Raw genomic sequence first — 24,078 nt, forward strand, 5'->3', positions numbered from 1 at the left:
GCCTACCACGTCCCTCGAGTTCTTCGGACGTAAGGAGCTAGAAGCGGTTGCCGAGCTTCTTTCGGAGGCGGCGTTTGACCTTGTAGGCGAATTTGCGGGGGTTGCGGATCAGCGCCGCCTTGCGGATCAGGGTGGCTGCGGCGAACGCGCGGGAGTTGCGGAAGCGGGTGCGCTCGGCGTTGGTCTTCTGCACCTGAAGCCGCATCTCGCGCAGCCGCGTCTCCCGCGTCTTGAGCGCCTTGTCCCGGAACCCGAGCGTGCGCTCCAGCCCGAATACGTGCCCTTGCAGCTCGAACAGCTCCTGCTTGGCCCGCTCAGCATCAGCAAGAGCAGTCCGTACGTCGGGCTGCTGCGTCTCCCCGGTCCCCAGCGCAACCGCCAGCGCGGCCGCCAATTCCTTGCCCCGAGCAACATCTGTCGGCGCACCGGACATCGCCAGCCAGGCGGAGACGAGGTCGTCACCGATCATCCACGGCGGCCAGGGGTGGCGACGGTGGTTGCCGATCAGCCGGTCATGGAACCGCTGCCAAGCGGCTGCGAGCAGGTCGGCGCGGTCGGCCTCAGCCACCCATCCCGAGACTCCGAAACCAAAGGTGTCGCCGTCGAGAGTGATGTCGTCCCACCGCAGGATCACCTGCCCGGTCTGCGCAAGCGCCCACTCCCCAAGCCTCCCAGCAAGCGCCCGGAAAGCCGGCACATCCTCAGCCGCCGCCAACCGGAAAAGCACCGTCTCGACGCTACTCGCCCCAGAGACGACAGAAGGAACAGCAGAAACGTCAAAGAAGACATCACGGACTGAAGGGAAGGCGGGGGCCGAGTCGAGGCCGTCGCTGTGCGTACCAAGGACACCGTGGCCGCCGTGCGTGCCGGAGGCACCCGCGGTGCCGGAGGCAGCGGGTGTGCTGGAGGTGGCTGGGGGGTTGGTGGCGGTGATTGACCAGCCTTCGGTGGTTGCCGTGGCCGTCAGGACGGCGGGGCCGGTCTTGGTGTAGATCGCGCCTTGGGGGGAGGCGCCGGTGATGGCGAGCCAGCCAGTTGCGGTTGAGGCCAGGAGGCCCGCCCGGGCTGCTGATTCCGTCCTGTCGGCGATGGGTGCCAGGAGCGGGACGTCAGCGGTCTCCAACGCCTCGGCGGCCAGGCGGGCAGGCAACGAGCCAGGACGGGCAACTGCGGCTACATCCACTGCCAGCAACGTCTTGTCCTCGAAGGAGGAATAGACGGTTTGCAGCGGCAGGCCGACTCGGGCCAGTTCGGAGGCTAGTTGGACGGCGGAGACCGGGCGGGCCGGGTCGTCGTGGAGGGGGCGCCAGTCGTCGTCGCCGTGGCGGTCCGAGGGGGGCCTGCGGTCCAGCAGGCTGGTCAGGGAGAACTCGTTCTCCAGGGCCAGCACCAGGACCGTCGATGGGGTGCAGAGTGCGGCCAATGCGTCGAGGCGCTCCGGCCAGGTGAGGTTGTCGCTGTCGTAGCCCAGGACGCGGTCCAGCCCGTCAACGGCGACCACGGTTTCGTACGTCGTACCGGTGAGGCCGTCCAGTGCGCCTGCGATGACCTGCAGGTCCGGGAACTGTTCGGCCAGGGAAGACGCGTCCGAGACCGAGCGGACGAGCATGGTCGCGGACGAGGCCTTGTCCACCACGACAGAGACGAGGTCGGCCGTGTGGGGGCCGAGGATCAGGGTGCGTGCCCCAGCAGGCAGTACGTCGTTCAGCAGGGCCCGGAGCACCGGACCCCCGACAGCCCCACGCTTGCCGTTGTAGTCGCTCCACGGCTGCATCTCACCGCGAACCACCTCGACGGCCAGCTGGTTGTCAGACACGCTCTCTCCAATCGAACAACATCCGCAGTTCGTCCGCCGGCATCATCCACGGCACGCCCAGTTCCAGATCGGTGGTCGCCCGCGCGGCCGCCAGGTCGATCTCCTTGCCGAGCAGCTCGGGCCAGAGCCGCGCGATCCGCGCCTCGCCGCCGAAGAGCGGGTTCTCGCCCGCCATCTCCATCGGATCGCCGTACACGGCCGGCTCGCAGCCCGCCGCGATCCCGTAGAAGACCGCCGTGGACAACCGGTTCGCCGCCACCCGCTTGTGCTTGCGCAGCTCCGCGAGCTGCTTGTAGAGGAACTTCGGATCCGTCCCCTCGTAGGCGAAACCACGCCGCCCGAACGACACCACCCGGAACCCCGCGTCCTCGTACGAGCGACGGATCTCCGGCCGGTCGTACTCCGTGTAGTACAGGCTGAACGTGACCGGCCCGGGCTCGGTCTCGCGGATCTCGTCGATCAAGCGCTTGTGATCGCCCTCGATCTTGCCGCCCTCCCAGCCGTGGAAGAGGAACCACAAAGTCCCCTCCCGTTCCTCCTCCGGCACAACGCCCAGCGAAGGCTCCTGGTCGAGCAGGTAAAGGAAGGGCGCCCCGATGCTGTGATAGTTCCGCCGCCCGAGCGCGTGCCCGCGTCGCCGCGGGGCATCGCTCCACGTGAAGCGCCACGCGCCGTCGTAGAACTCGTGCACCGGGTTCCAGCCGTCGCCGATGTTCCATCCGTGCTGCAGGTAGCCACGCAGCCGCGGCGGATACTCGGCGTCCAGCCCGGCGTAGCGGGCCAGGATGTGCGCCTGCCCGTAGTAGTGGTTGTGGTGATGCATCAGCGAACCTCGACGTGAAGAGTGCCGGCGTGCGGCCGCACACCCAGCACGTGGCCATTCTGCTCGATCACCAACGGCAACCGGCTGGCCAGGAACGGCTCGCACTGAACAGCCTGCGCTGAGCCATCAGCAGAGACCGCGAAAAGCACCCAGTCCGCCAGACTTGCCAGCGGATCGACCGCATGCGCGACCGGATTGGCAGGGATCAACGATGGCAGCTTCACCGAAGCCATCCAGTGCCCATCCGACAACCTACTCCGGCAGGCCACGTCCAGGTGGTCGTCCGAGTCGTCCAGGTACCGCCGCCAGCTGAAGCTGTGAGTGATGTCGGTCAACGGCCCGCTGATCCGCAATTCATTGCTCTCAGCAACAACCGCCACCCGCTCGGCGACCAGCCGGGCCGGGCCTTCGTGCAGGTTGACGTAACCGCCGGTCGAGCGGGTCAGCGACACCAGCCGGCCTTGTTCGAGATGGTTGGCGGCCTGTTCCTCGGCCGTCCACAACAACAGCTTCTCGGCTCCGTCGCTGCCCACCATCCGGAAGGCCCAGGTGGTCCGCTGGCTGAACGGGTCGTCCGGGTTCTTCTCCGCGATGATCGGCGCGAAAGGGATCCGGACGCTGAACCGCTGGTCGCTCGACAGCTCGACCGACAACACCTGATCCTGGCCGGACAGCGGTCTGGTCAACTGCAGCCGCGGGTTGTCCAGCGCGGCCGGCACACGACCCCGCAGTACGAGCGCGTCCTCGTATTGCTCGACCGACGTCAACCGGCAAGGGTCGACCATCCGCCGCAGTACGAACGCTCCATCGGCACCGGGCCCGGGCTGCACCCAGCTGCTCGGGCAGATCCAGTTGCCAGGCGGCCAACCGGGGCTGCCCGCCTTCTGCCCACGCAGCTTGCCTTCCCGCCGGGCCTTTCCAGACTTCATCCGTACTGCGAAATGCGCCGGCGCTCCCGTCGCGGCCAGCTTCGCCATCAGCGGCTTGTCGAGGTTCACCTCGAACCCCACGTGAGCCGGGTCGCCATGGGAGTCGGTCGCGTCGTACCGGCGTACGGCGAGCGGTGTCTCGGCGCCATCGACGACCAGCGCGATCCGCAGCGCCGACGAAGCGTCCGTCGCGAGGTGGCGGATCTCGGCGGTGCCCTTGATCGACAACCCACCGTCTCGCCAGGCGACGTCCTGGACGGTGGTCGCGAGCGTCAACTCCCGCGTCGGCAACTGATAGAGCGACCGCGGGATCGCCGTATTCGCCTCAGCGACGCCCGGATAGTTGTGCTCGAACTGCCTGCGCCGACCCGGCTTCGACAGAGCCCGAGCGCCACCCCGAAGGCCGCCGTTGTTCCGGAAGTGCGACAGCCGCCGGAGCAGCTCGACATCGCCGGCTCGCAGCGCAGCGTGCTGCAGCCGGTCGTAGCCGTGCGCACGGGCGAGCACCGAGCGGTCCAGCCGCTTCAGGAATCCCGAGGCGAGCAGCACCAACTCCTGCTCCTCCGACTCCGGAACGGCGCCGAAAGCCATCATCAACGTCAACATGTCGATCTGGGTGAAGTGCGAGTGCACCCGCCGCCGGATCTCGCCCAGACCCGGCTCGCCGGAGTCGATCAGGTCCAGCACCAGCTCAGCCGACGTGACCCGGTCGGCCAGGTTGCCGAACTGGAACTTCTGCTGGGTGATCGACTCACCCGACTCGCGCTCGCGCCAGTAATAGACCGGTGCGGCGAGGGCGTCGACGGTGACCGCGTCCAGATGCGCCTGCAGGGTGACCGGGTAGTCCTCGTAGCGGATCGCCGGGAACTCGTAGCCGTGCTCGTCCCAGAAGGAGCGCCGGTAGACCTTGTTCCAGACCATCCGGTCGAGGATCAGGTCTGGCGTCTCGATCACGTGCGTCGCGATCCGGTCCTTGGCGAACGGCAGCCGGTGGATCCAGGACGGCCGGACGCCGGCGCTGTTGTTGAACCGCCGCGCGTTGCCGCCGGCCAGGCAGGAGCCGGTCTCGTCGAGCGTCCGGACCAGCCGCTCGAACCCGTGCCGGCTGACCAGGTCGTCACTGTCGACGAAGGTCAGGTAGTCGCCCTGGGCTTCCCGTACGCCGGTGTTGCGGGCCGGCCCGAGCCCCTGGTTGTGCTGGTCGACGATCCGGAACCGGGAGTCGCGGCCGCAGAAGTCCTTCGCGATCGCCGCGCTGCCGTCCGGCGACCCGTCGTCGACGAGGATCGCCTCGAAATCGGCGTAGGTCTGCCGGGCGATCGACTCGAGGCAGTCCCCGATGTACTCCCCGACGTTGTAGAACGGCACAACCACGCTCAGCCGCGGCGTCACAACTGCTTCTATCTCCTCGGCTCAGTCAATCCGGTTCGTCATGCTAGCAGTAACCGGTCGGCTACTAAGTGCACTGTCAGCAGGGTGTGGACAGGCTCGAATCCATATCTGGCCCAGGCTCGCTGGACACCGGTGTTATGCCCCTGCGTGGAGATCACCAACCGCCGGGTCGTGCTCGAATCCTCGACCGCGGCCAGCAGATGCCCGTACCGCCCACGCCCCTGCTCAGCCGGTACTACGCCAGCAAGCTGGACCTCCGTCCACGAGCGTTCCTGGTCGATGGTCGCCAGCGCGAGCACCCGGCGATCGGGCCCGCGTAGTACGACGGCCCCGGTGTCGGCCACACTGCGTCGCGCCCACTCCTGGTATCCCGCCAGCGCCTCCGAGCGCTTGAACAGTGGGTTGGCGCAGTAGTGGTTCCCGTAGTCGCCGAAGATGTCGCCGACCAGGTCGTCCACGAGGTCGTCGTCGAGCGTCTTCTCCAGGCTCGCGTGAAACCCGGCCAGTGGCGCAGGGCGGCGGCCCTTGCCGACTGGGAGCGACCAGTAGACGAGGCTGTCGGCCAGTAGCGCCGTCCGCGAGCCAGTGGCGAGTGACGCGAACCAGGTCACCTCTCGCGCGGGGTAGCGCAGTACGACGACGTCGGCGGATGACTTGCCGACGGCGGCGAGCACCTCCTCCAGCGGCGTACCGGCTGAGGCCGACACCGAGATGCGGTCGACCGAGACACCGAAGCGCTTCGCGTCGTACTCCCCTGGCCTACTGGTCAGCTCGCCGGCCTCCAGGGCGTCGTACCAGCTCATGCTGCAACCAGGGAGTAGGACTGCACGCCTTCGATCACGCGAGCTTGTTCAGCCGAAGTGAGCTCGCTGAACAGCGGCAGCCGGACGAGTCTGCCGCTGACCTGCTCGGTGACCTCGCACCCACCGGGTCCGACGCGGCCGTAGCGTTCACCGGCCGGCGACGAGTGCAGCGGAAGGTAGTGGAACGGTGCACTGATGTTGAGCTCGCGCAGGTGCTCGATCAGGCCCTGCTGGTCCTCATACGAGGGCATCACCAGGTAGTACAGGTGCGCTGGGTGCACACACTCCGCCGGCACGGTCGGTACGCCGACCCCGCGCGATGCGGCCCACACCGCGAGCTCCTCGTGGTACCGCTGCCAGATCGCGTGCCGTGGCGCCTGGATCCGGTCGAACTGCTCCAACTGGGCCGTCAGGAAGGCGGCGAGCGGGTCGGCCGGGAGATAGCTGGACCCGACGTCGACCCAGCGGTACTTGTCCACCTGACCGCGGAAGAACTGACTCCGGTTGGTGCCCTTCTCCCGGATCACCTCGGCCCGCGCGACCAGGTCGGCGTCGTTGAGCACCAGCGCGCCACCCTCGCCACAGTGCACGTTCTTGGTCCCGTGGAACGACTGCGTCGCCATCAGCCCGAAGGAGCCGAGCGGGCGACCCCGGTACGTCCCACCGAGCCCGTGCGCGTTGTCCTCGATCACTGCCAGCCCGTACTTCGCCGCGACGGCCAGCACCTCGTCCATCGCAGCCGCGACCCCGGCGTAGTGCACGACCACGATCGCCTTGGTCCGCTCGGTGACAGCGGCTTCCAATTGGGTCTCGTCCAGGTTCAGCGTGTCCGGCCGGATGTCCACGAAGACGGGCACCGCGCCGCGCAGTACAAAGGCGTTGGCCGTCGAGACGAAGGTGAACGACGGCATGATCACCTCGTCGCCCGGCGCGAGGTCGAGCAGCAACGCGGTCATCTCCAGCGCATGCGTGCACGAGGTGGTCAGCAGGGACGCAATCCCGCCGGTGAGCTTGGTGACCAGCTCGGTCGCCCGGGCGGTGAAAGGGCCGTCGCCGGTGACCTCGGCGGAGGTGAACGACCGGCTCACATAGACCAGCTCATCACCCGCCAGGTGTGCCTTGACGAACGGGATCGGCGACAGCTCCGGCATGGACGAGGAGCTTACCGCTGGTCTGTTTCCTGGGCTTCGATCGCCTCGGCGTAACTGTGGTGGCCGGGGTCTTCGAGGCTGTCGTAGCCGACGAGGAACTGCGGCCGGCGCTGGCTCGACTGGAACAAGCGAGCGACGTACTCCCCAAGCAGACCGAGGCAGAGCAGCTGGATCGCGCCGATCACACCCACCGCGAGCACCGTCGACGTCCAGCCCGGAATGCTCCGGCCTGCGAGCTTGATGATCAGCGCGGCGACCACCACCCCCGACGACAGCAGTCCACCGAGCAACCCGAGCCAGGTGGCCAGCCTGAGCGGTGCCGCCGAGAACGCGGTCACGCTGTCGAAGGCCAGCCGGAACATCTTCGACCAGTTGTACTTCGTCACGCCGGCCGCCCGCTCCGCTCGCACATAGGCGACCTCGGCACTCGGGAAGCCCAGCCACGGGATCACCAGGCGGAACACCCGGCCGTCCTCGGGCAACCCGTTCACCGCGTCGACCACCCGCCGCGAGACGAGCCGGAAGTCGCCGGCGTCGAACGGGATCTCCTTGCCGACCAGGCGGCACATCAGCCGGTAGTACATCCGAGCTGTCGTCCGCTTCGGCCATGAGTCGCTCGAGCGGTCGGACCGTACGCCGTAGACGACGTCGACATCCTTGTCGCGAGCAGTGGCCAGCAGGTCAGCGATGACCTCGGGTGGATCCTGCAGGTCGGCGTCGATGGTGACGAGATACTCCCCGCGCCCCCTACGGAAGCCGGCCGACAAGGCGGCCTGGTGCCCGGAGTTGCGGAGCAACCGGACCAGCCGGAGCTGCGGCCAGTCGGCCGTCGCGTCGGTGACCAGCGCGGCCGTCTTGTCCCGGCTGCCGTCATCGACGACGAGGACCTCGTAGGCGATCCCCAGTCCGTCCAGTAGCGGATGCATCCGCTCGAAGAAGATCGGCAGCACCTCTTCCTCGTCGTACATCGGCACGACGACGGACAACACAGGCTGGCTGGTTGGCATGCGGACCTCCTTGCGGGGAGATTACTCGGCGCGCGACGCGGCTAGGCTGCGCTGGTGTCAATCGTGACGGGCGATGCGCCTGGCAGCCTCGCGGATCGTCGGCGCGAGGCAGCCCAGCGGCGCGAGACCGCCCGTCAGCTCGAACGAGCGCGCGAGATCGAGGAGAGCCGGCTCCGGGAAGCCGTCCGGCTGCGGGCCTCGCGGAAGCTGCGGTCCGTCATCCGGCCGCCGCAAGCACCGGCGCGACAGGCTCCGGAAACGCTGACCGCACGCCTGGTGAAGGCCGGTGCCGGCGTCGCGCTGGCCGGGCTGGCGATCTGGTTGATGGCCGGGCACGCGTCCGGGGACAGCATCGTGGCGCTGCTCCGCTTCTGGGTCTTCGGGCTCACGCTGCCGGGCTTCGTGCTGTGGCGGCTGGCCAGCCCGTTCCGGCACAACCTGATCGAGGACGTCGCGGCCGGATCTCTGGTCGGCGTCTCCCTTTTACTCTTGGTCTACCTGGCCGTCTCACCGCTAGGCCTACAGCAATGGGCCTGGCTCTGGGCAGCGCCTGTACTGCTGGTCGCTGTGTCCGTACCGGCCTGGCGTCGGCGGGTGACGAGCAAGGTCGAGCGTCCCGTGCATCCGCTGACCGCCTGGCTCATCGTCCTGGCTTGTGCGCTCCCGCTGTACGGCACTGGGCGCTACCGGAACCTCCTGCCTGCGCCGTACACGGATGCCCGTTCCAACTCGCCCGACATGGCGTTCCACCAGGCACTGTCGGCCAGTGCGAAGTACGACTTCCCCCTGCAGGCGCCGTACGTCAACGGCGAGCAGATGGACTACCACTACTTCTGGCACCAGTTCACTGCCGCCACGTCCTGGGCGACCGGGGTGGACCTCACCGACCTCGTCTACACGATCGGCTGGGTACCACTGCTGATCGCGGGGACCGTCCTCATCTTCGTGCTCACCGACCGGCTGGCTCCGAGCTCGCGCTGGGCCGGCCCGCTCGCGATAGCGGTCGCATCCATCGGCGGCACGGTCAGCGCTTATCCACAGGCTTCACTGCTGTCCGAGGGCCTGCTGAACTACGTCTGGGGCAGCCCGACGCAGAACCTCGGCGGCGCGCTGATCGTGCTGCTGGCGATCATGGGGATCGATCTCCTGCGTGACCGCAGCGCGCCCTCCTCGTGGTTGCTGTTCGTCGTGATCGCCGCGGCCGGGTCCGGCTCCAAGGCGACCGTGCTGCCGCTGGTGATCTGCGGGCTCGCGCTGGTCGTCTTCGTCCGGCTCTGCTACGGCCGGCTGTCCGGGGTGGCGCTGCTCATCTCGGCTGTGCTGGGCGGCATCTTCGCGGCCTCGATCGTGGTGGTCTTCGGCATGCACTCGTCCGGGCTCGCGGTGAAGCCCTGGGTGACGTTCGCCAAGATCGGCATCTACCCGTTCATCGCCGACCCGCTGCCGTCGGGGCAGTTCGACCACAGCGCGATGTGGATCAGCGGTATCACCGCTTGTCTCGGCCTGGTCCTCGGCTCGGCCGGGCTCATCATCCTCAGCGGTACCGCGGCCCGCTGGTTCCACGACCCGGGAATGATCTTCCTGGTCGGCATCTCGATCGCGGGCTTCTGCGCGATGATCCTGACCGACCAGCCGGGGACCAGCCAGCTGTACTTCCACCGCACCGCGGTACCGGTGATCGCGGCGCTGTCGGCGGCCGGCGTCTGGATGCTGGTCTTCTGGTTCGCCGACAAACGCTCCGAGCTGATCGTGCTCGCCTCCGTCCTCGGTGGGATCGGCGCGACCGCGGCCGCCCGGGCGATCGTGAGGTCAGGTGCTCAACCGTTCCGGCGGCCCGACGGCTCGCTGCACGGGCTGATCGGTCCGTGGGTGTGGACGATCGGGTTGTTGCTCCTGGTCGCGGCGGTGGTCACGGTCCTATGGAAACTCGGCGGCCACCGGCGCGGGCGGCCGACCCGGATCACGCTCGCCTCTTTCGTACTCGCCGGGATGGGTGCCGGGTTGTTCCTGCCGATGCAGGCCATGGCGGAGTACAAGCCGGCCGTACTCGCGCCGCAGACGGACAAGCAGCTGCTCGGGCCGACGAAGAGCCAGGCCGACGCGGCGATCTGGCTGCGCGACCACGCGGCGCCAGGTGAGCTGATCGCGACCAACGCGCACTGCGCGATGAAGAACACGATGGGCTGCGACGCCCGGCATTTCTGGATCTCGGCGCTGTCCGAGCGGCACGTGCTGATCGAGGGCTGGGCCTACACGAACACCTTGAACGACCTCGTCGCCGGCACCGGGATGGGCCCGAACTCACTGCCGTTCTGGGACCAGCCGAGGCTGGCCGAGAACGACATCGTCTTCCTCGCGCCGACCCGGGACAACCTGCGGGTGCTGCGGGAGAAGTACGGCGTCCGCTGGCTCTACGCCGACCCGACTCAGACGATCGTCTCAAGCACTCTGAACAGTCTTGCCACGCTGCGCTTCCGGGCTCCCGACGCCCTTGTCTACGAACTCCCCTGAGTGACGTTCCGCCTACGCATTGGAACCGTTGCGGCATTAGGGTGACCGCATGCACTCCAGGGCTCGGCGGCGCGGGCCGAAGGAAACCGGCTCCGGCACTCTGGCCGGGCGGATGGCGGCGCTGCCGGTGCTGATGCTGGTCCTGGTCCTGCTGATCTCCCGGGCACCGGTGTTCGACGTGGCGAAGTTCGGCCTGTTCCTGCTGGCCGGCGTGACTTTGCCGGGGCTGGTGCTGTGGCGGCTGATCGGCGCGTACCGGCGCAACCTGGTGGAGGATTTCGCGGCCGGCTTCGCGGTCGGGACGGCCGCCCAGCTGATCGTGTACCTCGCCAGTGCCTCCGTCGGGCTGCAGCGCTGGTCGTGGGGCTGGGCGCCGATCGTGCTCATCCTCGGCATGCTGGATCACGACGTGCGCAACCGGGTCTGGCGCCGGGTCGAGGCTCCGCTCGCGCCATGGACCGCCTGGCTGCTGTCGCTGTCGACTTCGCTCGTACTCTTCGCGATCTACCGCAAGGGCCCGGAGCGGTACGCACCGGCGTACACGGATCCCCTGGTCAGCGATCCGGGGATGGCGTTCCACCAGGCGCTCGCGGCCAGCGCGAAGGCCGACGTACCGATCGTGCCGCTGTGGCTCGGTGGCGAGCCGATGAGGTTCCACACGTTTTTCCACCAGGTCACCGCGGCGACGTCGTGGGCGACGGGGGTAGACCTCACCCAGCTGACCTACACGCTGGTGTGGCTGCCGTTCGCGCTCGCGGGGTGTGCGCTGGTCTTCGCGGTGACGCAACGCTTCGTGGAGCCAAGCGCTTTTTGGGTGGGGCCGCTCGCCGTGTTGGTGGCGGGGCTCGGTGGCGCGTTGGAGCCGCTGCACGATCTGTCTGTCGGCGGGGTCTCGATGGCGGCCGGGGCCTATCTGAGCCCGACGCAGAACATGGGCCTGATGTTCGCGCTCGTACTGACCGCGGTGGCGATCGACGTACTACGGAAGCAGTCGCCGCGAAGCCGTTGGTTGCTGCTGCTCCTGGTGGCGCTGGCCGCGGCCGGCGCCAAGGCGACCGTGCTGCCGATGGCCGTTTGCGGCTTCCTGCTGGTCTTCCTGTTTCGCCGGTCGACGCGGAACGCCTTCTTCGGCGTACTGATCGCACTGGGGTTGTTCGTCGGGTCGGCGATCGTCGTCTTCGGTGGCGAGTCGTCGGGGCTGCAGGTGAAGTTCGGCGACCTGTTCACGGAACTGCCGCCGTACCAGTCCATCCGGGCGGCGGTTGGGACGGATCAGCGGGCCGAGCTGATCAGCGCGGTGGCGATCCTCGTGGCCTGGGGGCTCGCCGTCGCGGGGGTGCTGTTCCTGCGGCGGTTCTGGCGGGATCCGGGTGGGATCTTCGTGGCCGGGGTCGCGATCGGCGGGTTCGCGGCTGCGCTACTGACCAACCAGCCGTTGTCGTTCTACCGGATGGCGTTCCCGTTCCTGGCGGTGCTGTCGTGTGTGGGGTTGGCTCGGCTGGCCGAGCGGCTGGACGACCGCCGGAGCGCAGTACTCGTCGCTGTGGCCGCTGGGCTCGGGTTGGTCGGCTGTGGCTTGGCGCGTTGGGGTGCCGCGGATCTGCAGGGTGTGAAGGAGCCGTTGATCTGGACCGTCGCGGCGATGCTCGCCGTGGGGCTGCTGGTCGCAGTGGGCTGGAAGGTCGGCCGCGGTGGCCGGATGCCGACGGCGTTCTTCGCCGCTCTCGTTGCTGCCTGCATGGTCGGTGCGGCCACGCTGCCGTTGATCGGATTGGTGTCCGGGCAGGCGAGCGATGTCGTGTACGGGCGGCCTGGCCGAGATGGGCCGACCGAGGCTGAGGCGGATGCAGCTCGGTGGTTGAAGGAGAACGCCCCCGGCGACGACTTGATCGCTACCAACGCACATTGCATCGCCATGCAGGGCGACACGTGCGACAGCCGGCACTTCTGGATCGCTGCACTGTCCGAGCGGCAGGTGCTGATCGAGGGGTGGGTACGGACGAACAGGTCCAGCCGGATCTCGGCCACCACCGGCACCGACCCGAGCACGGTCCCGTACTGGAACAAGGATCAGCTCGCCGCGAACGACGCCACCTTCACCTCGCCGTCGGAGGCCGTGATCGACCGGCTGCGCAAGCTGGGAGTGCGGTGGCTGTACGCCGACAACCGCGCGGGCGAGGTGTCGCCGCAGCTCAAGCAGTTCGTCCGACTGAGGCACGCGACCCTCGACGCCACGATCTACGAGATCAGATGAATGAGTGCATCCGCGACACGTGCTCTTCCCTGACCGTCTACTAACTTCCATCCGGCTTGGGCGAGCTGCGCCCGCTCCTGCGCGTCGGTGAGCAGCTTCCGTAGCACTGCGACCGCAGCCGTCGGATCCGACTTCAACTCGGCGAGTGTGCCGACCCCTGCCGCTGCACCGGTGGCCACTGCACGCTCATAGCCCATCTCCTGGTTGTCGACCACGCACACCAGGCCAGCCGTGGCCCCCAGGCAGAGCAGCTCCCAGGTCGACGTACCGGAAGCGCTAACGACCAGGTCCGACTCCACTACCGCCTTGGCCAGCTCTGACGTCGGCCCGATCACGTGCACCCGCTGCTGTGCTTCAAGCGGTACAGCGGCGATCGCTGCAGCCAACTCCTCGCCAGGCGCAACCACTGTCGCCTCGAACGGCACACCGGTCGCGGCCAGCGCCTGTACGACGTACGGGCCGGCTCCGTAGGCGTCAGTGCCGCCGAAGAACGCGAAGACCGTCGGCACCCCGGCTGGACGCAGTACCGGCGGCTCCGAAGGCCGCAGCGCGAGCACCTCTTCCCGCAGCAACACGTAGTCGAGCCCAGCCAGTCTCACAGCCCCCTCGGGCAGTACCGGCCGGTCGAACTCGGCCCCAAGATTCTGATCCACCAGCAGATCGGCATCGCCCCCGCGCAGATCGCCGTCCACGATCGCCAACGTAGGCACCCCGGACCGCCGTACCGCGCTGAACACCTCGCCCGGCAGGTCATACGAATCGAACACCACCGCATCAAGACGCAGCCGCTCCACCAGCTCCACATGCTCAGCCGGCGTCCACACAGCCGCCTCGACCGCAATCCCCCTGGACCGGATCTGCTCATCAGCCCACGGCACACTCGGGCTGTCGCAGACGAACACCACCTCCACTCCCCGCCCCCGCAACTCCTCCGCGAACGCCAAACTCCGCATCACGTGCCCGATCCCACGGCGCACGCCGACATCACACCTGACCCCGACCCGCCACACCCGATCCACGCCAAGACGGTATCCGGTCCGGAGTACGATGTAATACGTAGGGCACGTAATACGGAGGAGGAAACATGCGAATGAACAGCAAAGGCCAGGTCACCATCCCCGCCGCGCTGCGCGCCAAGCATCACCTCCACGAGGGCGACGAGCTCGAGGTGATCGAGGACGGCACCGCACTGCGGATCGTTCGGGCCCACGGCAGCGAGACGCACGGCCAGCGGCTGGTCCGCGAGATGCGCGGCAGAGCGACGTCCGGCAAAAGCACCGAGGAACTGATGGAGTTGCTGCGTGGCGAATGACCGCCTGCTGCAATCCGTCCGACAGGTGTCGACCATGGTCGACACCTGTGTGCTGCTGGACATCCTCACCGACGACGCGGAGTGGGCCGACTGGTCCGCCACCGCGGTCGCGGGGGCCAGAGACGTCGGCGATCTGGTGATCAACCCGATCATCTACGCGGAGGTCTGCGCCGGCTTCGACCGGATCGAGGACGTCGACACGGCGCTGCCGGCGGCCGACTTCCGCCGCGAGGCGCTGCCTTATCCAGCGGGCTTCCTGGCCGCCCGGGCATTCGTCACCTATCGCAGCCGAGGCGGCGCGAAGAGCTCACCACTGCCCGACTTCTACATCGGCGCCCACGCGGCCGTGAACCGGCACCGGCTGATCACCCGCGACACAGCCCGCTTCCAGACCTATTTCCCGACCATCGAACTGGTGACGCCCGGCTAGGTGGGGGAAGCTAAGGTACGGAGTTGCGCGGTGTGATCGCGCGGTTCGGAAATGTGGCTCAGAAGGGTCTGACGTGTCCATCCTCACCGGCTCCGACATTCTCGTCACCGGAGGTACCGGGTCCTTCGGCCGGGCGTTCATCCGGCACGCGCTCGAGCAGCTCGATCCGCGCCGGGTGATCGTGTTCAGCCGCGACGAGCTGAAGCAGTGGGAGGTCCGGGCCGCGTTCGGCGACGACCCCCGGCTGCGGTTCTTCCTCGGCGACGTGCGGGACCGGGCCCGGCTGATGCGGGCCATGCACCGGGTCGACTACGTCGTGCACGCGGCCGCGCTGAAGCAGGTCGACAGCGGTGAGTACAACCCGTGGGAGTTCGTCCAGACGAACGTGATCGGCTCGCAGAACGTGATCGAGGCGGCGATCGACTCGGGCGTGAAGCGCGTCGTCGCGCTGTCCACCGACAAGGCGTCCAGCCCGATCAACCTGTACGGCGCGACCAAGCTGACGGCGGACAAGCTGTTCATCAACGGCAACCACTACGCGGCGGCGTACGAGACCCGGTTCAGCGTGGTCCGGTACGGCAACGTGATGGGCAGCCGCGGCTCGATCATCCCGAAGTTCCGCGCGTTGCACGAGGCCGGCCAGTCGCTGCCGATCACCGACCTGCGCTGCACCCGGTTCCTGATCACGCTGCCGGAGGCGGTCCAGTTCGTCGTCGACTCGTTCGAGCTGATGACCGGCGGCGAGCTGTACGTACCGCGGATCCCGTCGATGAAGGTGACCGACCTGGCCGAGGCGATCGCCCCCGGCGCGACCATGCACGACGTCGGCCTGCGCCCGGGCGAGAAGCTGCACGAGGAGATGATCAGCCCGGAGGAAGGCCGCCGCGCGCTGACGCTCGGCAACCGCTTCGTCCTGCAGCCCGACCTGGCCAGCTGGGGCTATCTCGCGCCGGCCGCCGGGATCCCGGTCACCGACGGCTTCCACTACGCCTCGAACACCAACGACCAGTGGTACTCCATCGACGAGATCCGCAAGATCCTGCTCGAGGAAGCTTGAGTGTGATGCTCCCGTACGGCCGCCAGTCGATCTCAGCTGAGGACATCGAAGCCGTCACCGCCGTACTACGCGGTGACTGGCTCACCACCGGCCCGGCCGTGACCGCCTTCGAGACCGCGATCTCCGAGCTCACCGGCGGCCACCGCGCGATCAGCTGTACCTCCGGCACCGCCGCCCTGCACATGGCGTACGCCGGTCTCGGCGTCGGCCCCGGCGACGAGGTGGTGACGACGCCGATGACGTTCGTCGCGACCGCGTCGTCCGCCGCGATCCTCGGCGCCAAGATCGTCTTCGCCGACGTCGAGGAGGACACCGCGCTGATCGACCCGGCCGCCGTCGACGCGCTCACCACGGATCGCACCAAGGTGATCGCCGCGGTCGACTACGCCGGCCACCCAGCGGACTACGACGCTCTCCAGCCCATCGCGGATCGAGTCGGGGCGAAGACCCTCGACGACGCGGCCCACTCGGTCGGTGGATTCGCTCAGGGCCGGCCGGTCGGCGATCTGGCCGACGTGACCACGCTGTCGTTCTTCCCGACCAAGAACCTGACCACCGGCGAAGGCGGCGCCGTCGTCGCCAAGGATCCGGCGGTCGCCCAGCGGGTGCACGAGTTCCACTTCATCGGCCTGGTCCGCGATCCGGCGCGGTTCACCATCACCGACGAGGGCCCTTGGCACCAGGAGGTGCACGAGTTCGGCGTCAACTACCGCCTGACCGACCTGGCCTGCGCGCTCGGCCTGTCCCAGTTGCGCCGGCTCGCGGCCTTCAAGCAGCGCCGGGCCGACCTCACCGCGAAGTACAACGAAGCCCTCGGTGCAGTTGACGGTCTCCGTACGCCGGTGCAGCGCGCCGGTGTCGATCCCGCCTGGCACCTCTACCCCGTCCGGGTGCTCGGCGATCGCCGCCGCGAGGTGTTCGAGGGGATGCGCGCTGCCGGGATCGGCGTCCAGGTGAACTACATTCCTGTCTACTGGCACCCCGTCTTCGCCGAACAGGGGTACCAGCGTGGCCTGTGCCCCAACGCGGAGCAGTTCTACCGCGAGGAGCTCTCGCTGCCGATGTTCCCCGACCTGACCGACGCCGACGTCGACCGGGTGATCGAGACGCTGACGAAACTGGTGCGGTGACTACTAGCCTGCTGATGGTTGGGGCAGAGATGCTCAACTGGTCCGACCTGCGTCCCAGTGATGGACGCCCGGCGACCGGCGGCCCGGCGACGGCGGCGCTGCTGGACGCCACGCTGCGGCCGACCGACAAGGTGCTCGTCGCGGGCCCGCACTCCCTGCAACTACTCGACCTGATCGCCACCAAGGTCACCACGGTCGACGTACTGGTCCGCTCTGCACCCGACGCCGAGCAGATCGCCCGCGTCGTCAGCGGCCGCGTCTACTGCGGCGCCCTCGACCGCTTCACCGGCACCGACCTGTACGACGTGGTCGTGGCGCTCGACGGATTGCCGCGACTGGTCGGCCCCGACACCCCCTCGATGAGCTGGACCGATGCTCTCGCATTGCTCAAGGCGCGGATGGCTCCCCGGGGGCGACTGCTGCTCGCCGCCGAGAACGCCTTCGGTATCGAGCGGCTGATCCAGCCCGACGTCACCGCCGCGGTCCCCCGCAACGCGGATTGGCCGAGTGTTGTCGACGGCGCCCTCGCGGCACCGATCGGTTTGGCCGCCATCCGAACCGCGCTCGGCGCTCTGGCCGCCGGTACCACCCTCTACTGCGCCTATCCCGACCTGGTCTCCGCCGATCTCGCTCTGCTCGACCCGACCGGCCCGCTGACCGCCGCCGCGATCGCCAGGTCTGTTGCCGCGCGCTACAGCGGACCGACCTTGATGGACCCCTATCGCCTGATCCAGGACGCCGTCGCCGCCGGACTCGGTCGCGAGCTGGCGCCGGTCTGGTACTTCGTTGTCGGCGACAAGACCCCTGAAACCCTCCCAGGCAAGGCGATTCCGACCGGCAACGGCGTGCTGCTGGAAGAACAGTTGCTGGCGGCACTGAAGCTCGACGACCAGGCAGCACTCCGGCGTGCGGTTCCTGCGTATGTCACCTGGGTGCATTCTCTGGATCCGGAGTCGGCAGCGATCGCCTCGCCGGACAACGTGATCGCGGATGGTACAAAATACCGGCTGTTCGGTAGTGGCGTGGTGGTTTCCGGTGGCGCCGTGGAGCACCTGGCACGCTTCGTCCGGCGGGCGCAGGAAGCGGGCTCTCGGCAACCATGGTCGGGTGACACTCAAGCCTTGACCGCACGGCTCGCCTCGATGGCGGGCCTCGAAGTCGAGGGCGAGCTGACCGTTGCCCTCGACAACCTCAGGCCACAGGGTCAGGCCGAACAGCTCGCCACCATCGCGCGGCTGTCCCAAGAGCTCGCCGACGCAGGAGAGCAGGCGACCTGGTTCGAGAGCCAGCTGGACGGGATCCGGCGGTCCCGGCCGTACCGGATCGGTCATGCGGTGCTCAACCCGGCTCGCGTCATCGTGAAGCGGCTCCGGCGGCTCTGATGCACCACGCCAACCACTTCTACGGCCACGCGCACGTGATGGCCGCGTACGCCGGGCTGCGCGGCTCGCCCCGGATCTGGGGCTATCTCCAGCACGGCTGGAACATCCTCGACGGGTTCGCGTACAACACCGCCTTCGTCGCCGGGATGCCCAAGTTCGTCTGGTCGGACAGCGTCCGGCGGCGCGGCTTCTCGATGGGGCTTCGCAACCAGTCGGTGATCGGCGCGCCCTGGCTCTACCTGTTGCGCGTGCACCCCGAGCTGGCGACGCCCGCCGAAGATGCTCAGGGCACCATCTTCTACCCGTTCCACGGCTGGGAAGGCCAGCACGTCCTGGGCGACCACGGCCGGATCGTTGCCTCGATCAACGAGCACGAGCAGGGCCCGGTGACGGTCTGCCTGTACTGGAACGAGTACGAGAACCCGGCCATCCGGCAGGTCTACGAGCAGGCCGGCTTCCGCGTCATCACGCACGGCTACCGCGGCCTGCACTGGCGCAAGACCGACAAGGACTTCCTGCTCAAGCAGCTCAAGGAGATCCGCAGACACCGCCGGGTCGCCTCCAACCGGCTCAGCTCCGCGGTTCTGTACGGCGCGTCGCTCGGCCTGCAGCCCGGCGTCTACGGAGACCCTATGCTGCTGGAGGACGAGCACCCTTCGTTCGGCGGTCAGGCGCGGATCAAGCGACTGTGGCCCGAGCTGGACCAGCCGTACGTACCGCTCGAGCTGGCCCGCGAGTTCACCGACACCGAGCTCGGGGTCGAGAACCTCGCCCACCCGGCGGAGATCCGGGAAATGTTCCAATGGACGACCAAGAAGGCATTTCAGTGACCTACACGGGGAAAATCGGCATCATCACGCAGGCTCGCGCGACGAGCACCCGGCTACCGGCCAAGGTGCTGCTCACCGCCGCCGGCCGGAGCTACCTCGAGCACCACGTCGAGCGGCTGGCGGCGACCGGGCTGCCGGTGATCGTCGCGACCACCACCAACGTGGACGACGACCCGATCGTGATCCTCACCGAGAAGCTCGGCCTGCCGGTCTTCCGGGGCAGCGAGGAGGACGTCCTGTCCCGATTCGCCGGCGCCGCCACGCAGTACGGGCTGGACGGGGTCGTCCGGGTCACCTCGGACTGCCCGCTGATCGACGCGGAGGTCGTTGCCACCGGCGTCGACCGCTGGCGCGCGGAGGGCGACGAGAGCCTGTACCTGTCGAACTGCCTGGAGCGGACCTATCCCCGCGGGATGGACTACGAGGTGTTCTCGACCGCGCGGCTGCTGGAGGCCGACGCGAAAGCGACTCTCCAGGCCGATCGCGAGCACGTCACGTCGTACCTGCACCAGAACCGGCCCGGGGATATCCGGCTGCAGAACGTGGCCTGGAGCGGCGGCAACGGCTCGCAGTACCGGCTGTGCCTGGACACCGAGGACGACCGGCAGCTGCTCACCGCGCTGTACGAGGAGCACGACGCGGGCACCCTCCACTGCGCGGATCTGGTCCGCATTCTGACCGAACATCCCGAACTTACCGCGCTCAACGCGCACATCGAGCAGAAGAAGCTCGGCGAGTAACACCCCGCAAGGCGGTCGCTACGGCATGATTTGCGGTGATGACCACCGATGACTCAGAACGCGCGTACGCCTTCGGCGCCGTCGCGGCCGCGTACGACGCGGGCCGTCCGACGTTCCCTGCCGCCGCGCTGACCTGGATCCTCGGTCCCGGGCGGCTGCAGATCCTCGATCTGGGGGCCGGTACCGGCAAGCTCGCCCAGGTCGCCGCCGCGCTCGGGCACGACGTCGTCGCGGTCGATCCGTCCGAGGAGATGCTGACCGTCTGCCGCAAACTGGCCGGCGTGGACACGATGGTCGGCGCCGCCGAGTCGATCCCGCTGGCACACGCCTCGGTCGACGCGGTGATCGTCGGGCAGGCCTTCCACTGGTTCGACCACGCCCGCGCCCTGCCCGAGATCGCCCGGGTGCTGCGCCCGCACGGCGTGCTCGGGCTGCTCTGGAACAACTACGACACGGTGGTGCCGTGGGTCCGCCGGCTGCACCGGGCGATGATCGGCGAGGACTTCCTGGCCGGCAACGACGAGTTCGACCCGATGCCGACGCTGCTCCAGTCCGACCTGTTCTCGATGGTCGAGACGGCGCGGTTCCGGCACTGGCACGACCTCGACCGGACCGGCCTCAAGCAGCTCGCCCAGTCGCACTCGCGGGTCGCCGTACTGACCGAGTCGCGGCGGGAGTCGGTGCTGGAGCAGGTCGACGCCATCTACGACGGCACGGCCCGGCCGCCGGAGCCGCTGCGGATGCCGTATTTCACCAACTGCTACCGGACCCGCCCCAGCGATCTGGCCAACTACCGCCGCACGATGGCCTGAAAAACGATTTTGTTGCTTTCGGTCACAAAAGCCCAACCAACCGCTAACGTGCCCTTGTTCGCGTTCCGGACTGAGGGGTGCAGATGACTGAGGAAACTGGGCACGAGCGGGAAGCTCGTGCGTATGAGGCCGTGTACGAGGCGAAGGACTTCCAGCGGCTGAAACGGCGGTACAAGAACTTCGTCGTGCCGTGGACGGTCGCGTTCATGGTTTGGTACCTGGCCTATGTCGCCTGTAACAACTGGGCGCGTGACTTCATGAGTCACAAGGTGATCGGGCACATCAACGTGGCGCTGATCTTCGGCCTGCTCCAGTTCGTCTCGACCTTCGCCATCGCCGCGATCTACGGCCGGTTCGCGAACCGCAAGCTGGACCCGCTGGCCAGCGGGCTGAACGCCAAGTACAAGAGGGAGCGCCGCCGGTGAACACTCTGCTCATCCCGCTCGCCGACGCCGAGCCCGGCAACCAGGGGCTCACCATCTCGCTGTTCACCGCGGTCGTTGCCGTGACGCTCTACATCACCTGGTGGGCGTCCCGGCAGAACAAGACGACCGCCGACTACTACGCCGGCGGCCGCTCCTTCAGCGGCGCGCAGAACGGCCTCGCCGTCGCCGGTGACTACATGTCCGCCGCGTCCTTCCTCGGTATCTCGGGGCAGATCGCGTTGTACGGGTACGACGGCTTCCTGTACTCGATCGGCTTCCTGGTCGCCTGGCTGGTCGCGCTGCTGCTCGTCGCAGAACTGCTCCGCAACTCGGGCCGGTTCACGATGGCCGACCAGCTCGCCTTCCGGATGAAGCAGCGCCCGGTCCGTACCGCGGCCGCGTCCTCCACCATCGTGGTGTCGATCTTCTACCTGCTCGCCCAGATGGTCGGCGCGGGCTCGCTCGTCGGGCTGCTGCTCGGCGTGAAGAGCGAGGGTCTGAAGGCCGGCGTGATCGTTCTCGTCGGCGCGCTGATGATCATCTACGTGACCATCGGCGGCATGCGCGGCACCACCTGGGTGCAGATCGTCAAGGCGGTGCTGCTGATGACCGGCACGCTGCTGATCACCTTCCTGGTACTGCTGAAGTTCGACTTCAACCCGTCGAAGCTGCTCGGCGCGGCCGCGGCCAACTCGGGCAAGGGCGAGGCGTTCCTGCAGCCCGGACTGCTCTACGGCAAGGACCTGACCGGGCAGATCGACTTCCTGTCCCTCGGGCTCGCGCTGGTCCTCGGTACTGCGGGCCTGCCGCACATCCTGATCCGCTTCTACACCGTGCCGGACTCCCGCTCGGCGCGGAAGTCGGTGCAGTGGGCGATCGGCCTGATCGGCGCCTTCTACCTGATGACGCTGGCGCTCGGCTTCGGCGCGGCAGCACTGCTCGATACCGGCAAGGACAGCGCGGTCGCGGCCTCGAAGGGCAACACCGCGTCGGTACTGCTCGCAGAGGTGGTCGGCGGTGGTGCCGATTCGCTCGGCGGCGCGATCCTGCTGGCGTTGATCGCGGCGGTGGCCTTCGCGACGATCCTCGCGGTAGTGGCCGGCCTGACGCTGACCTCGGCCTCGTCGTTCGCGCACGACCTGTACGTGAACGTCATCGCCAAGGGCAAGGTGACCGAGAAGAACGAGATCCGGGTCGCCCGCTTCGCCGCCGTCGGCATCGGCGCGGTCGCGATCGGTCTGGCGATCCCGGCCCAGAAGCTGAACATCGCCTTCCTGGTGGCCCTGGCCTTCGCAGTCGCTGCCTCGGCCAACCTCCCGGCGCTGCTCTTCAACCTCTTCTGGCGCCGCTTCAACACCTCAGGCGCAGTTTGGAGCATCTACGGCGGCCTGATCTCCGCCGTGGTCCTGGTGATCTTCTCCCCAGTCGTCTCCGGCAAGCCCACCTCGATGATCACCGGCTCCGACTTCCACTGGTTCCCACTGTCGAACCCCGGCATCGTCTCCATCCCCCTGGGCTTCCTCCTGGGCGTCATCGGCACCTTCATCGGCCGCGACAAGACCAGCGCCGACCGCTACAACGAACTCTCAGTCCGAGCCCTCACCGGCGCGGGCGCAGAGGGACCGGGCAAGCACTAGCGTCCCGCAGTACTACGCGCGCCCGCGGCACCCTGGTGCTGCGGGCGCGCTGGCGTGTATGCCCCACCCTTACTCGCATCGGGTGGCGGTGCGTTGCTCCCGCCCGAACCGCTGCGGGGAGCGCAAACGGATGTCGACTCCTGTGGCGGCGAGCCGTCCATCCGGCGACTTTGTGCACCCAATGAGCGTCGGGGCCAGTCGGGTTTGCCCAGCCGGTGCACAAAGTTGGCGGCCCGCCTGCCTTCCGACGCAGCACGAGTCGGCATGCATCGGCGCTCCACTCCTAGTGGTTCGGGTCGGGTCGGGTCAACGCTCCAGCACGCGACGCGAGTACGGGTGGGGCTAGGCGGGCGGGCCGATGGGGAAGGCCGCGGCGAAGTGGTCCAGGTCTTTGGCTGTGCCGGAGGTTTTCATCAGGCCGGATTTGAGGGCCGCTGCTCCGTTGATGGCGCCAGTGAGGAGGGGGGCGATGGGGGCGTAGGCCTCCAGGATCACCGCGCCTTCGAGGGGGCCGAGACCTACCGTCAGGTTGTCGGCGTCGATCAGGGCGTGGATGACGATGTCGCCGAAATGGAGTTCGTACTTCGCCTTCCGGGCACCGCGGTGGAAGGTGGAGCGCAGTGCCATCACCAGGATGTCGGGGGTGATGATCTCGTCGGGGCGGAGGTCGCCGAGGGAGCGGGCACCCCAGCGACCCAGGGCCAGGACGACATCTTCCAGGTCGGCGCCATACCCAGTCAGTTCGTAGACGATCGCGCCTGACGGGCGCGGCTGGACCGTACGGACCACCAGGCCCGCGGCTTCCAGCTCCTTCAGCCGGGTGGCGAGGACGTTGGTGGGGATCTTCGGTAGGCCGGCGCGCAGGTCCGTGTAGCGCTTCGGGCCGACCAGTAGGTCGCGCACGATCAGCAGCGCCCAGCGCTCGCCGACGAGCTCCAGCGCGCGGGCGACCCCGCAGTACTGGCCGTAGGTCTTCGTCGTCATATTCCCCACCTTACTCCCCTTGACAAAGCTTACTTGTTTTTATGAAGCTTGATGCATGGCAAAGATGAGCAAGCAGCAGCGAGAAGAGTTCCTGGCCGACACCCATGTGGGCGTCCTGAGCGTGGCGGGCGAGCCCGGCAGTGCACCGACCAGCGTCCCGACGTTCTACGCGTACGAGCCTGGCGGCGAGCTGACCATGTTCACCGGCACCCAGCGCCGCACCCCGAAGCGGATCGACCGGATCAAGGCGGCCGGCGTAGTGACCCTCGTGGTCCAGCGCGAGCAGATGCCCCCGGCGTACGTGACCGTCGAGGCCGAGCTCGTCTCCACCACCAAACCAACCCACGAGCAGATGCTGACGATCGCCCGCCGCTACATGCCCGAGGAACACGCCCAGGGCTACGTCCAGACCGAACTCGGCGACCCGGAGAACCTCGTCACCCTCTTCACCTTCCGCCCCACCCGCTGGCTCAGCTCGGACACCTCGACCGATTGAGCCGTCATGAACCGTTGACGCTCGCGTAGCGCTGCCGTAACAATAAGCCAGCGCTGTGCAAGAAATCAGCAAACTTACGTAACTTCCGTAGGCATCGTGCAATTTTCTTGGCAGCCGTAGTCCCTTGCGCCCTCACTCCCCCCGCCCATCGGAGAGG

General features: G+C 68.0%; 21 protein-coding genes. 13 read left to right on the top strand and 8 right to left on the bottom strand.

Annotated elements, in window-relative coordinates; genetic code table 11:
- Window positions 1-37: 37 nt before the first annotated feature.
- The 6 genes from G3I17_RS28965 to G3I17_RS28990 are packed head-to-tail and all read right to left on the bottom strand — an operon-like array spanning window position 38 to window position 7,921.
- The gene (locus G3I17_RS28965; protein ID WP_164600772.1) at window positions 38-1,816 is read right to left on the bottom strand and encodes a hypothetical protein; all 1,779 of its coding nucleotides are present in this window, start codon (window positions 1,814-1,816) and stop codon (window positions 38-40) included.
- On the bottom strand, window positions 1,809-2,639 hold the full coding sequence (locus tag G3I17_RS28970) for a hypothetical protein (RefSeq protein WP_164600773.1): 831 nt from the start codon (window positions 2,637-2,639) through the stop codon (window positions 1,809-1,811). The genes G3I17_RS28965 and G3I17_RS28970 overlap by 8 nt, the downstream gene beginning before the upstream one ends.
- Window positions 2,639-4,960 (bottom strand): glycosyltransferase, encoded by a 2,322-nt coding sequence (locus G3I17_RS28975; protein WP_164600774.1) that lies wholly within the window; start codon window positions 4,958-4,960, stop codon window positions 2,639-2,641. The genes G3I17_RS28970 and G3I17_RS28975 overlap by 1 nt, the downstream gene beginning before the upstream one ends.
- A gap of 38 nt (window positions 4,961-4,998) precedes the next feature.
- Complete coding sequence (locus G3I17_RS28980; protein WP_164600775.1) at window positions 4,999-5,763, bottom strand: N-acetyltransferase; 765 nt, start codon at window positions 5,761-5,763, stop codon at window positions 4,999-5,001.
- Window positions 5,760-6,914, bottom strand: a complete 1,155-nt coding sequence (rffA, locus tag G3I17_RS28985) for a dTDP-4-amino-4,6-dideoxygalactose transaminase (RefSeq protein WP_164600776.1) — start codon at window positions 6,912-6,914, stop codon at window positions 5,760-5,762. The genes G3I17_RS28980 and rffA overlap by 4 nt, the downstream gene beginning before the upstream one ends.
- 11 nt (window positions 6,915-6,925) lie before the next feature.
- A complete protein-coding gene (locus G3I17_RS28990) occupies window positions 6,926-7,921 on the bottom strand; it encodes a glycosyltransferase family 2 protein (RefSeq protein ID WP_164600777.1) in 996 nt (331 codons plus the stop codon).
- Between the two features lie 54 nt (window positions 7,922-7,975).
- Here G3I17_RS28990 and G3I17_RS28995 point away from each other — a divergent pair, with 54 nt between their 5' ends.
- Together G3I17_RS28995 and G3I17_RS29000 are read left to right on the top strand one after the other, a co-directional pair.
- A complete protein-coding gene (locus G3I17_RS28995) occupies window positions 7,976-10,432 on the top strand; it encodes a hypothetical protein (protein ID WP_164600778.1) in 2,457 nt (818 codons plus the stop codon).
- A 49-nt stretch (window positions 10,433-10,481) separates the two neighbouring features.
- Entirely contained in the window at window positions 10,482-12,686 is a 2,205-nt protein-coding gene (locus G3I17_RS29000; protein WP_203590903.1) for a hypothetical protein, read from the top strand.
- Here the strand turns inward: G3I17_RS29000 and G3I17_RS29005 are convergent.
- Window positions 12,671-13,705: a hypothetical protein gene (locus tag G3I17_RS29005; RefSeq protein WP_203590904.1), complete on the bottom strand. Its 1,035-nt coding sequence runs from the start codon at window positions 13,703-13,705 to the stop codon at window positions 12,671-12,673. The genes G3I17_RS29000 and G3I17_RS29005 overlap by 16 nt on opposite strands.
- A 65-nt stretch (window positions 13,706-13,770) precedes the next feature.
- Between G3I17_RS29005 and G3I17_RS29010 the strand changes: the two genes are divergently transcribed.
- From G3I17_RS29010 to G3I17_RS29055, 10 genes are all read left to right on the top strand, one after another.
- Window positions 13,771-13,998: an AbrB/MazE/SpoVT family DNA-binding domain-containing protein gene (locus G3I17_RS29010; protein WP_164600779.1), complete on the top strand. Its 228-nt coding sequence runs from the start codon at window positions 13,771-13,773 to the stop codon at window positions 13,996-13,998.
- A complete protein-coding gene (locus G3I17_RS29015; RefSeq protein WP_203590905.1) occupies window positions 13,988-14,428 on the top strand; it encodes a type II toxin-antitoxin system VapC family toxin in 441 nt (146 codons plus the stop codon). Before G3I17_RS29010 ends, G3I17_RS29015 begins: the two co-directional genes overlap by 11 nt.
- A 73-nt stretch (window positions 14,429-14,501) precedes the next feature.
- Window positions 14,502-15,485: a UDP-N-acetylglucosamine 4,6-dehydratase (inverting) gene (gene pseB / locus G3I17_RS29020; RefSeq protein WP_164600780.1), complete on the top strand. Its 984-nt coding sequence runs from the start codon at window positions 14,502-14,504 to the stop codon at window positions 15,483-15,485.
- Window positions 15,486-15,490: 5 nt separating this feature from the next.
- Window positions 15,491-16,615 carry a DegT/DnrJ/EryC1/StrS family aminotransferase gene (locus G3I17_RS29025; protein ID WP_239063019.1) on the top strand — a complete coding sequence of 375 codons (1,125 nt, stop codon included), beginning with the start codon at window positions 15,491-15,493 and terminating at the stop codon, window positions 16,613-16,615.
- The gene (locus tag G3I17_RS29030; protein ID WP_203590906.1) at window positions 16,612-17,997 is read left to right on the top strand and encodes a hypothetical protein; all 1,386 of its coding nucleotides are present in this window, start codon (window positions 16,612-16,614) and stop codon (window positions 17,995-17,997) included. Before G3I17_RS29025 ends, G3I17_RS29030 begins: the two co-directional genes overlap by 4 nt.
- The gene (locus G3I17_RS29035; protein WP_164600782.1) at window positions 17,997-18,827 is read left to right on the top strand and encodes a hypothetical protein; all 831 of its coding nucleotides are present in this window, start codon (window positions 17,997-17,999) and stop codon (window positions 18,825-18,827) included. Before G3I17_RS29030 ends, G3I17_RS29035 begins: the two co-directional genes overlap by 1 nt.
- Window positions 18,824-19,567 (top strand): glycosyltransferase family protein, encoded by a 744-nt coding sequence (locus G3I17_RS29040; protein ID WP_203590907.1) that lies wholly within the window; start codon window positions 18,824-18,826, stop codon window positions 19,565-19,567. The genes G3I17_RS29035 and G3I17_RS29040 overlap by 4 nt, the downstream gene beginning before the upstream one ends.
- A 38-nt stretch (window positions 19,568-19,605) precedes the next feature.
- The gene (locus G3I17_RS29045) at window positions 19,606-20,379 is read left to right on the top strand and encodes a class I SAM-dependent methyltransferase (RefSeq protein ID WP_164600784.1); all 774 of its coding nucleotides are present in this window, start codon (window positions 19,606-19,608) and stop codon (window positions 20,377-20,379) included.
- An 83-nt stretch (window positions 20,380-20,462) separates the two neighbouring features.
- Window positions 20,463-20,804, top strand: coding sequence for a DUF485 domain-containing protein (locus G3I17_RS29050; RefSeq protein WP_164600785.1), 342 nt, complete (start codon window positions 20,463-20,465; stop codon window positions 20,802-20,804).
- Window positions 20,801-22,441 (top strand): cation acetate symporter, encoded by a 1,641-nt coding sequence (locus G3I17_RS29055; RefSeq protein ID WP_164600786.1) that lies wholly within the window; start codon window positions 20,801-20,803, stop codon window positions 22,439-22,441. Before G3I17_RS29050 ends, G3I17_RS29055 begins: the two co-directional genes overlap by 4 nt.
- A 342-nt stretch (window positions 22,442-22,783) precedes the next feature.
- On the opposite strand, the gene G3I17_RS29060 is transcribed toward G3I17_RS29055, so the two are convergent.
- Window positions 22,784-23,425, bottom strand: coding sequence for a helix-turn-helix domain-containing protein (locus G3I17_RS29060; RefSeq protein ID WP_164600787.1), 642 nt, complete (start codon window positions 23,423-23,425; stop codon window positions 22,784-22,786).
- Between the two features lie 55 nt (window positions 23,426-23,480).
- Here G3I17_RS29060 and G3I17_RS29065 point away from each other — a divergent pair, with 55 nt between their 5' ends.
- Entirely contained in the window at window positions 23,481-23,921 is a 441-nt protein-coding gene (locus G3I17_RS29065) for a pyridoxamine 5'-phosphate oxidase family protein (protein ID WP_164600788.1), read from the top strand.
- The last annotated feature ends 157 nt before the right edge of the window (window positions 23,922-24,078 follow it).

This window comes from Streptomyces sp. SID13031 (genome assembly GCF_010548305.1).
Lineage (GTDB): Bacteria > Actinomycetota > Actinomycetes > Propionibacteriales > Kribbellaceae > Kribbella.

What these genes read in the sequence shown, in the direction of transcription:
- G3I17_RS28970 (WP_164600773.1), bottom strand. Translation starts at nt 2,639, where the DNA reads ATGCATCACCACAACCACTACTACGGGCAGGCGCACATCCTGGCCCGC.
- G3I17_RS28980 (WP_164600775.1), bottom strand. Translation starts at nt 5,763, where the DNA reads ATGAGCTGGTACGACGCCCTGGAGGCCGGCGAGCTGACCAGTAGGCCA.
- rffA (WP_164600776.1), bottom strand. Translation starts at nt 6,914, where the DNA reads ATGCCGGAGCTGTCGCCGATCCCGTTCGTCAAGGCACACCTGGCGGGT.
- G3I17_RS28990 (WP_164600777.1), bottom strand. Translation starts at nt 7,921, where the DNA reads ATGCCAACCAGCCAGCCTGTGTTGTCCGTCGTCGTGCCGATGTACGAC.
- G3I17_RS29000 (WP_203590903.1), top strand. Translation starts at nt 10,482, where the DNA reads ATGCACTCCAGGGCTCGGCGGCGCGGGCCGAAGGAAACCGGCTCCGGC.
- G3I17_RS29010 (WP_164600779.1), top strand. Translation starts at nt 13,771, where the DNA reads ATGCGAATGAACAGCAAAGGCCAGGTCACCATCCCCGCCGCGCTGCGC.
- G3I17_RS29025 (WP_239063019.1), top strand. Translation starts at nt 15,491, where the DNA reads ATGCTCCCGTACGGCCGCCAGTCGATCTCAGCTGAGGACATCGAAGCC.
- G3I17_RS29035 (WP_164600782.1), top strand. Translation starts at nt 17,997, where the DNA reads ATGCACCACGCCAACCACTTCTACGGCCACGCGCACGTGATGGCCGCG.
- G3I17_RS29045 (WP_164600784.1), top strand. Translation starts at nt 19,606, where the DNA reads ATGACCACCGATGACTCAGAACGCGCGTACGCCTTCGGCGCCGTCGCG.
- G3I17_RS29050 (WP_164600785.1), top strand. Translation starts at nt 20,463, where the DNA reads ATGACTGAGGAAACTGGGCACGAGCGGGAAGCTCGTGCGTATGAGGCC.
- G3I17_RS29060 (WP_164600787.1), bottom strand. Translation starts at nt 23,425, where the DNA reads ATGACGACGAAGACCTACGGCCAGTACTGCGGGGTCGCCCGCGCGCTG.
- G3I17_RS29065 (WP_164600788.1), top strand. Translation starts at nt 23,481, where the DNA reads ATGGCAAAGATGAGCAAGCAGCAGCGAGAAGAGTTCCTGGCCGACACC.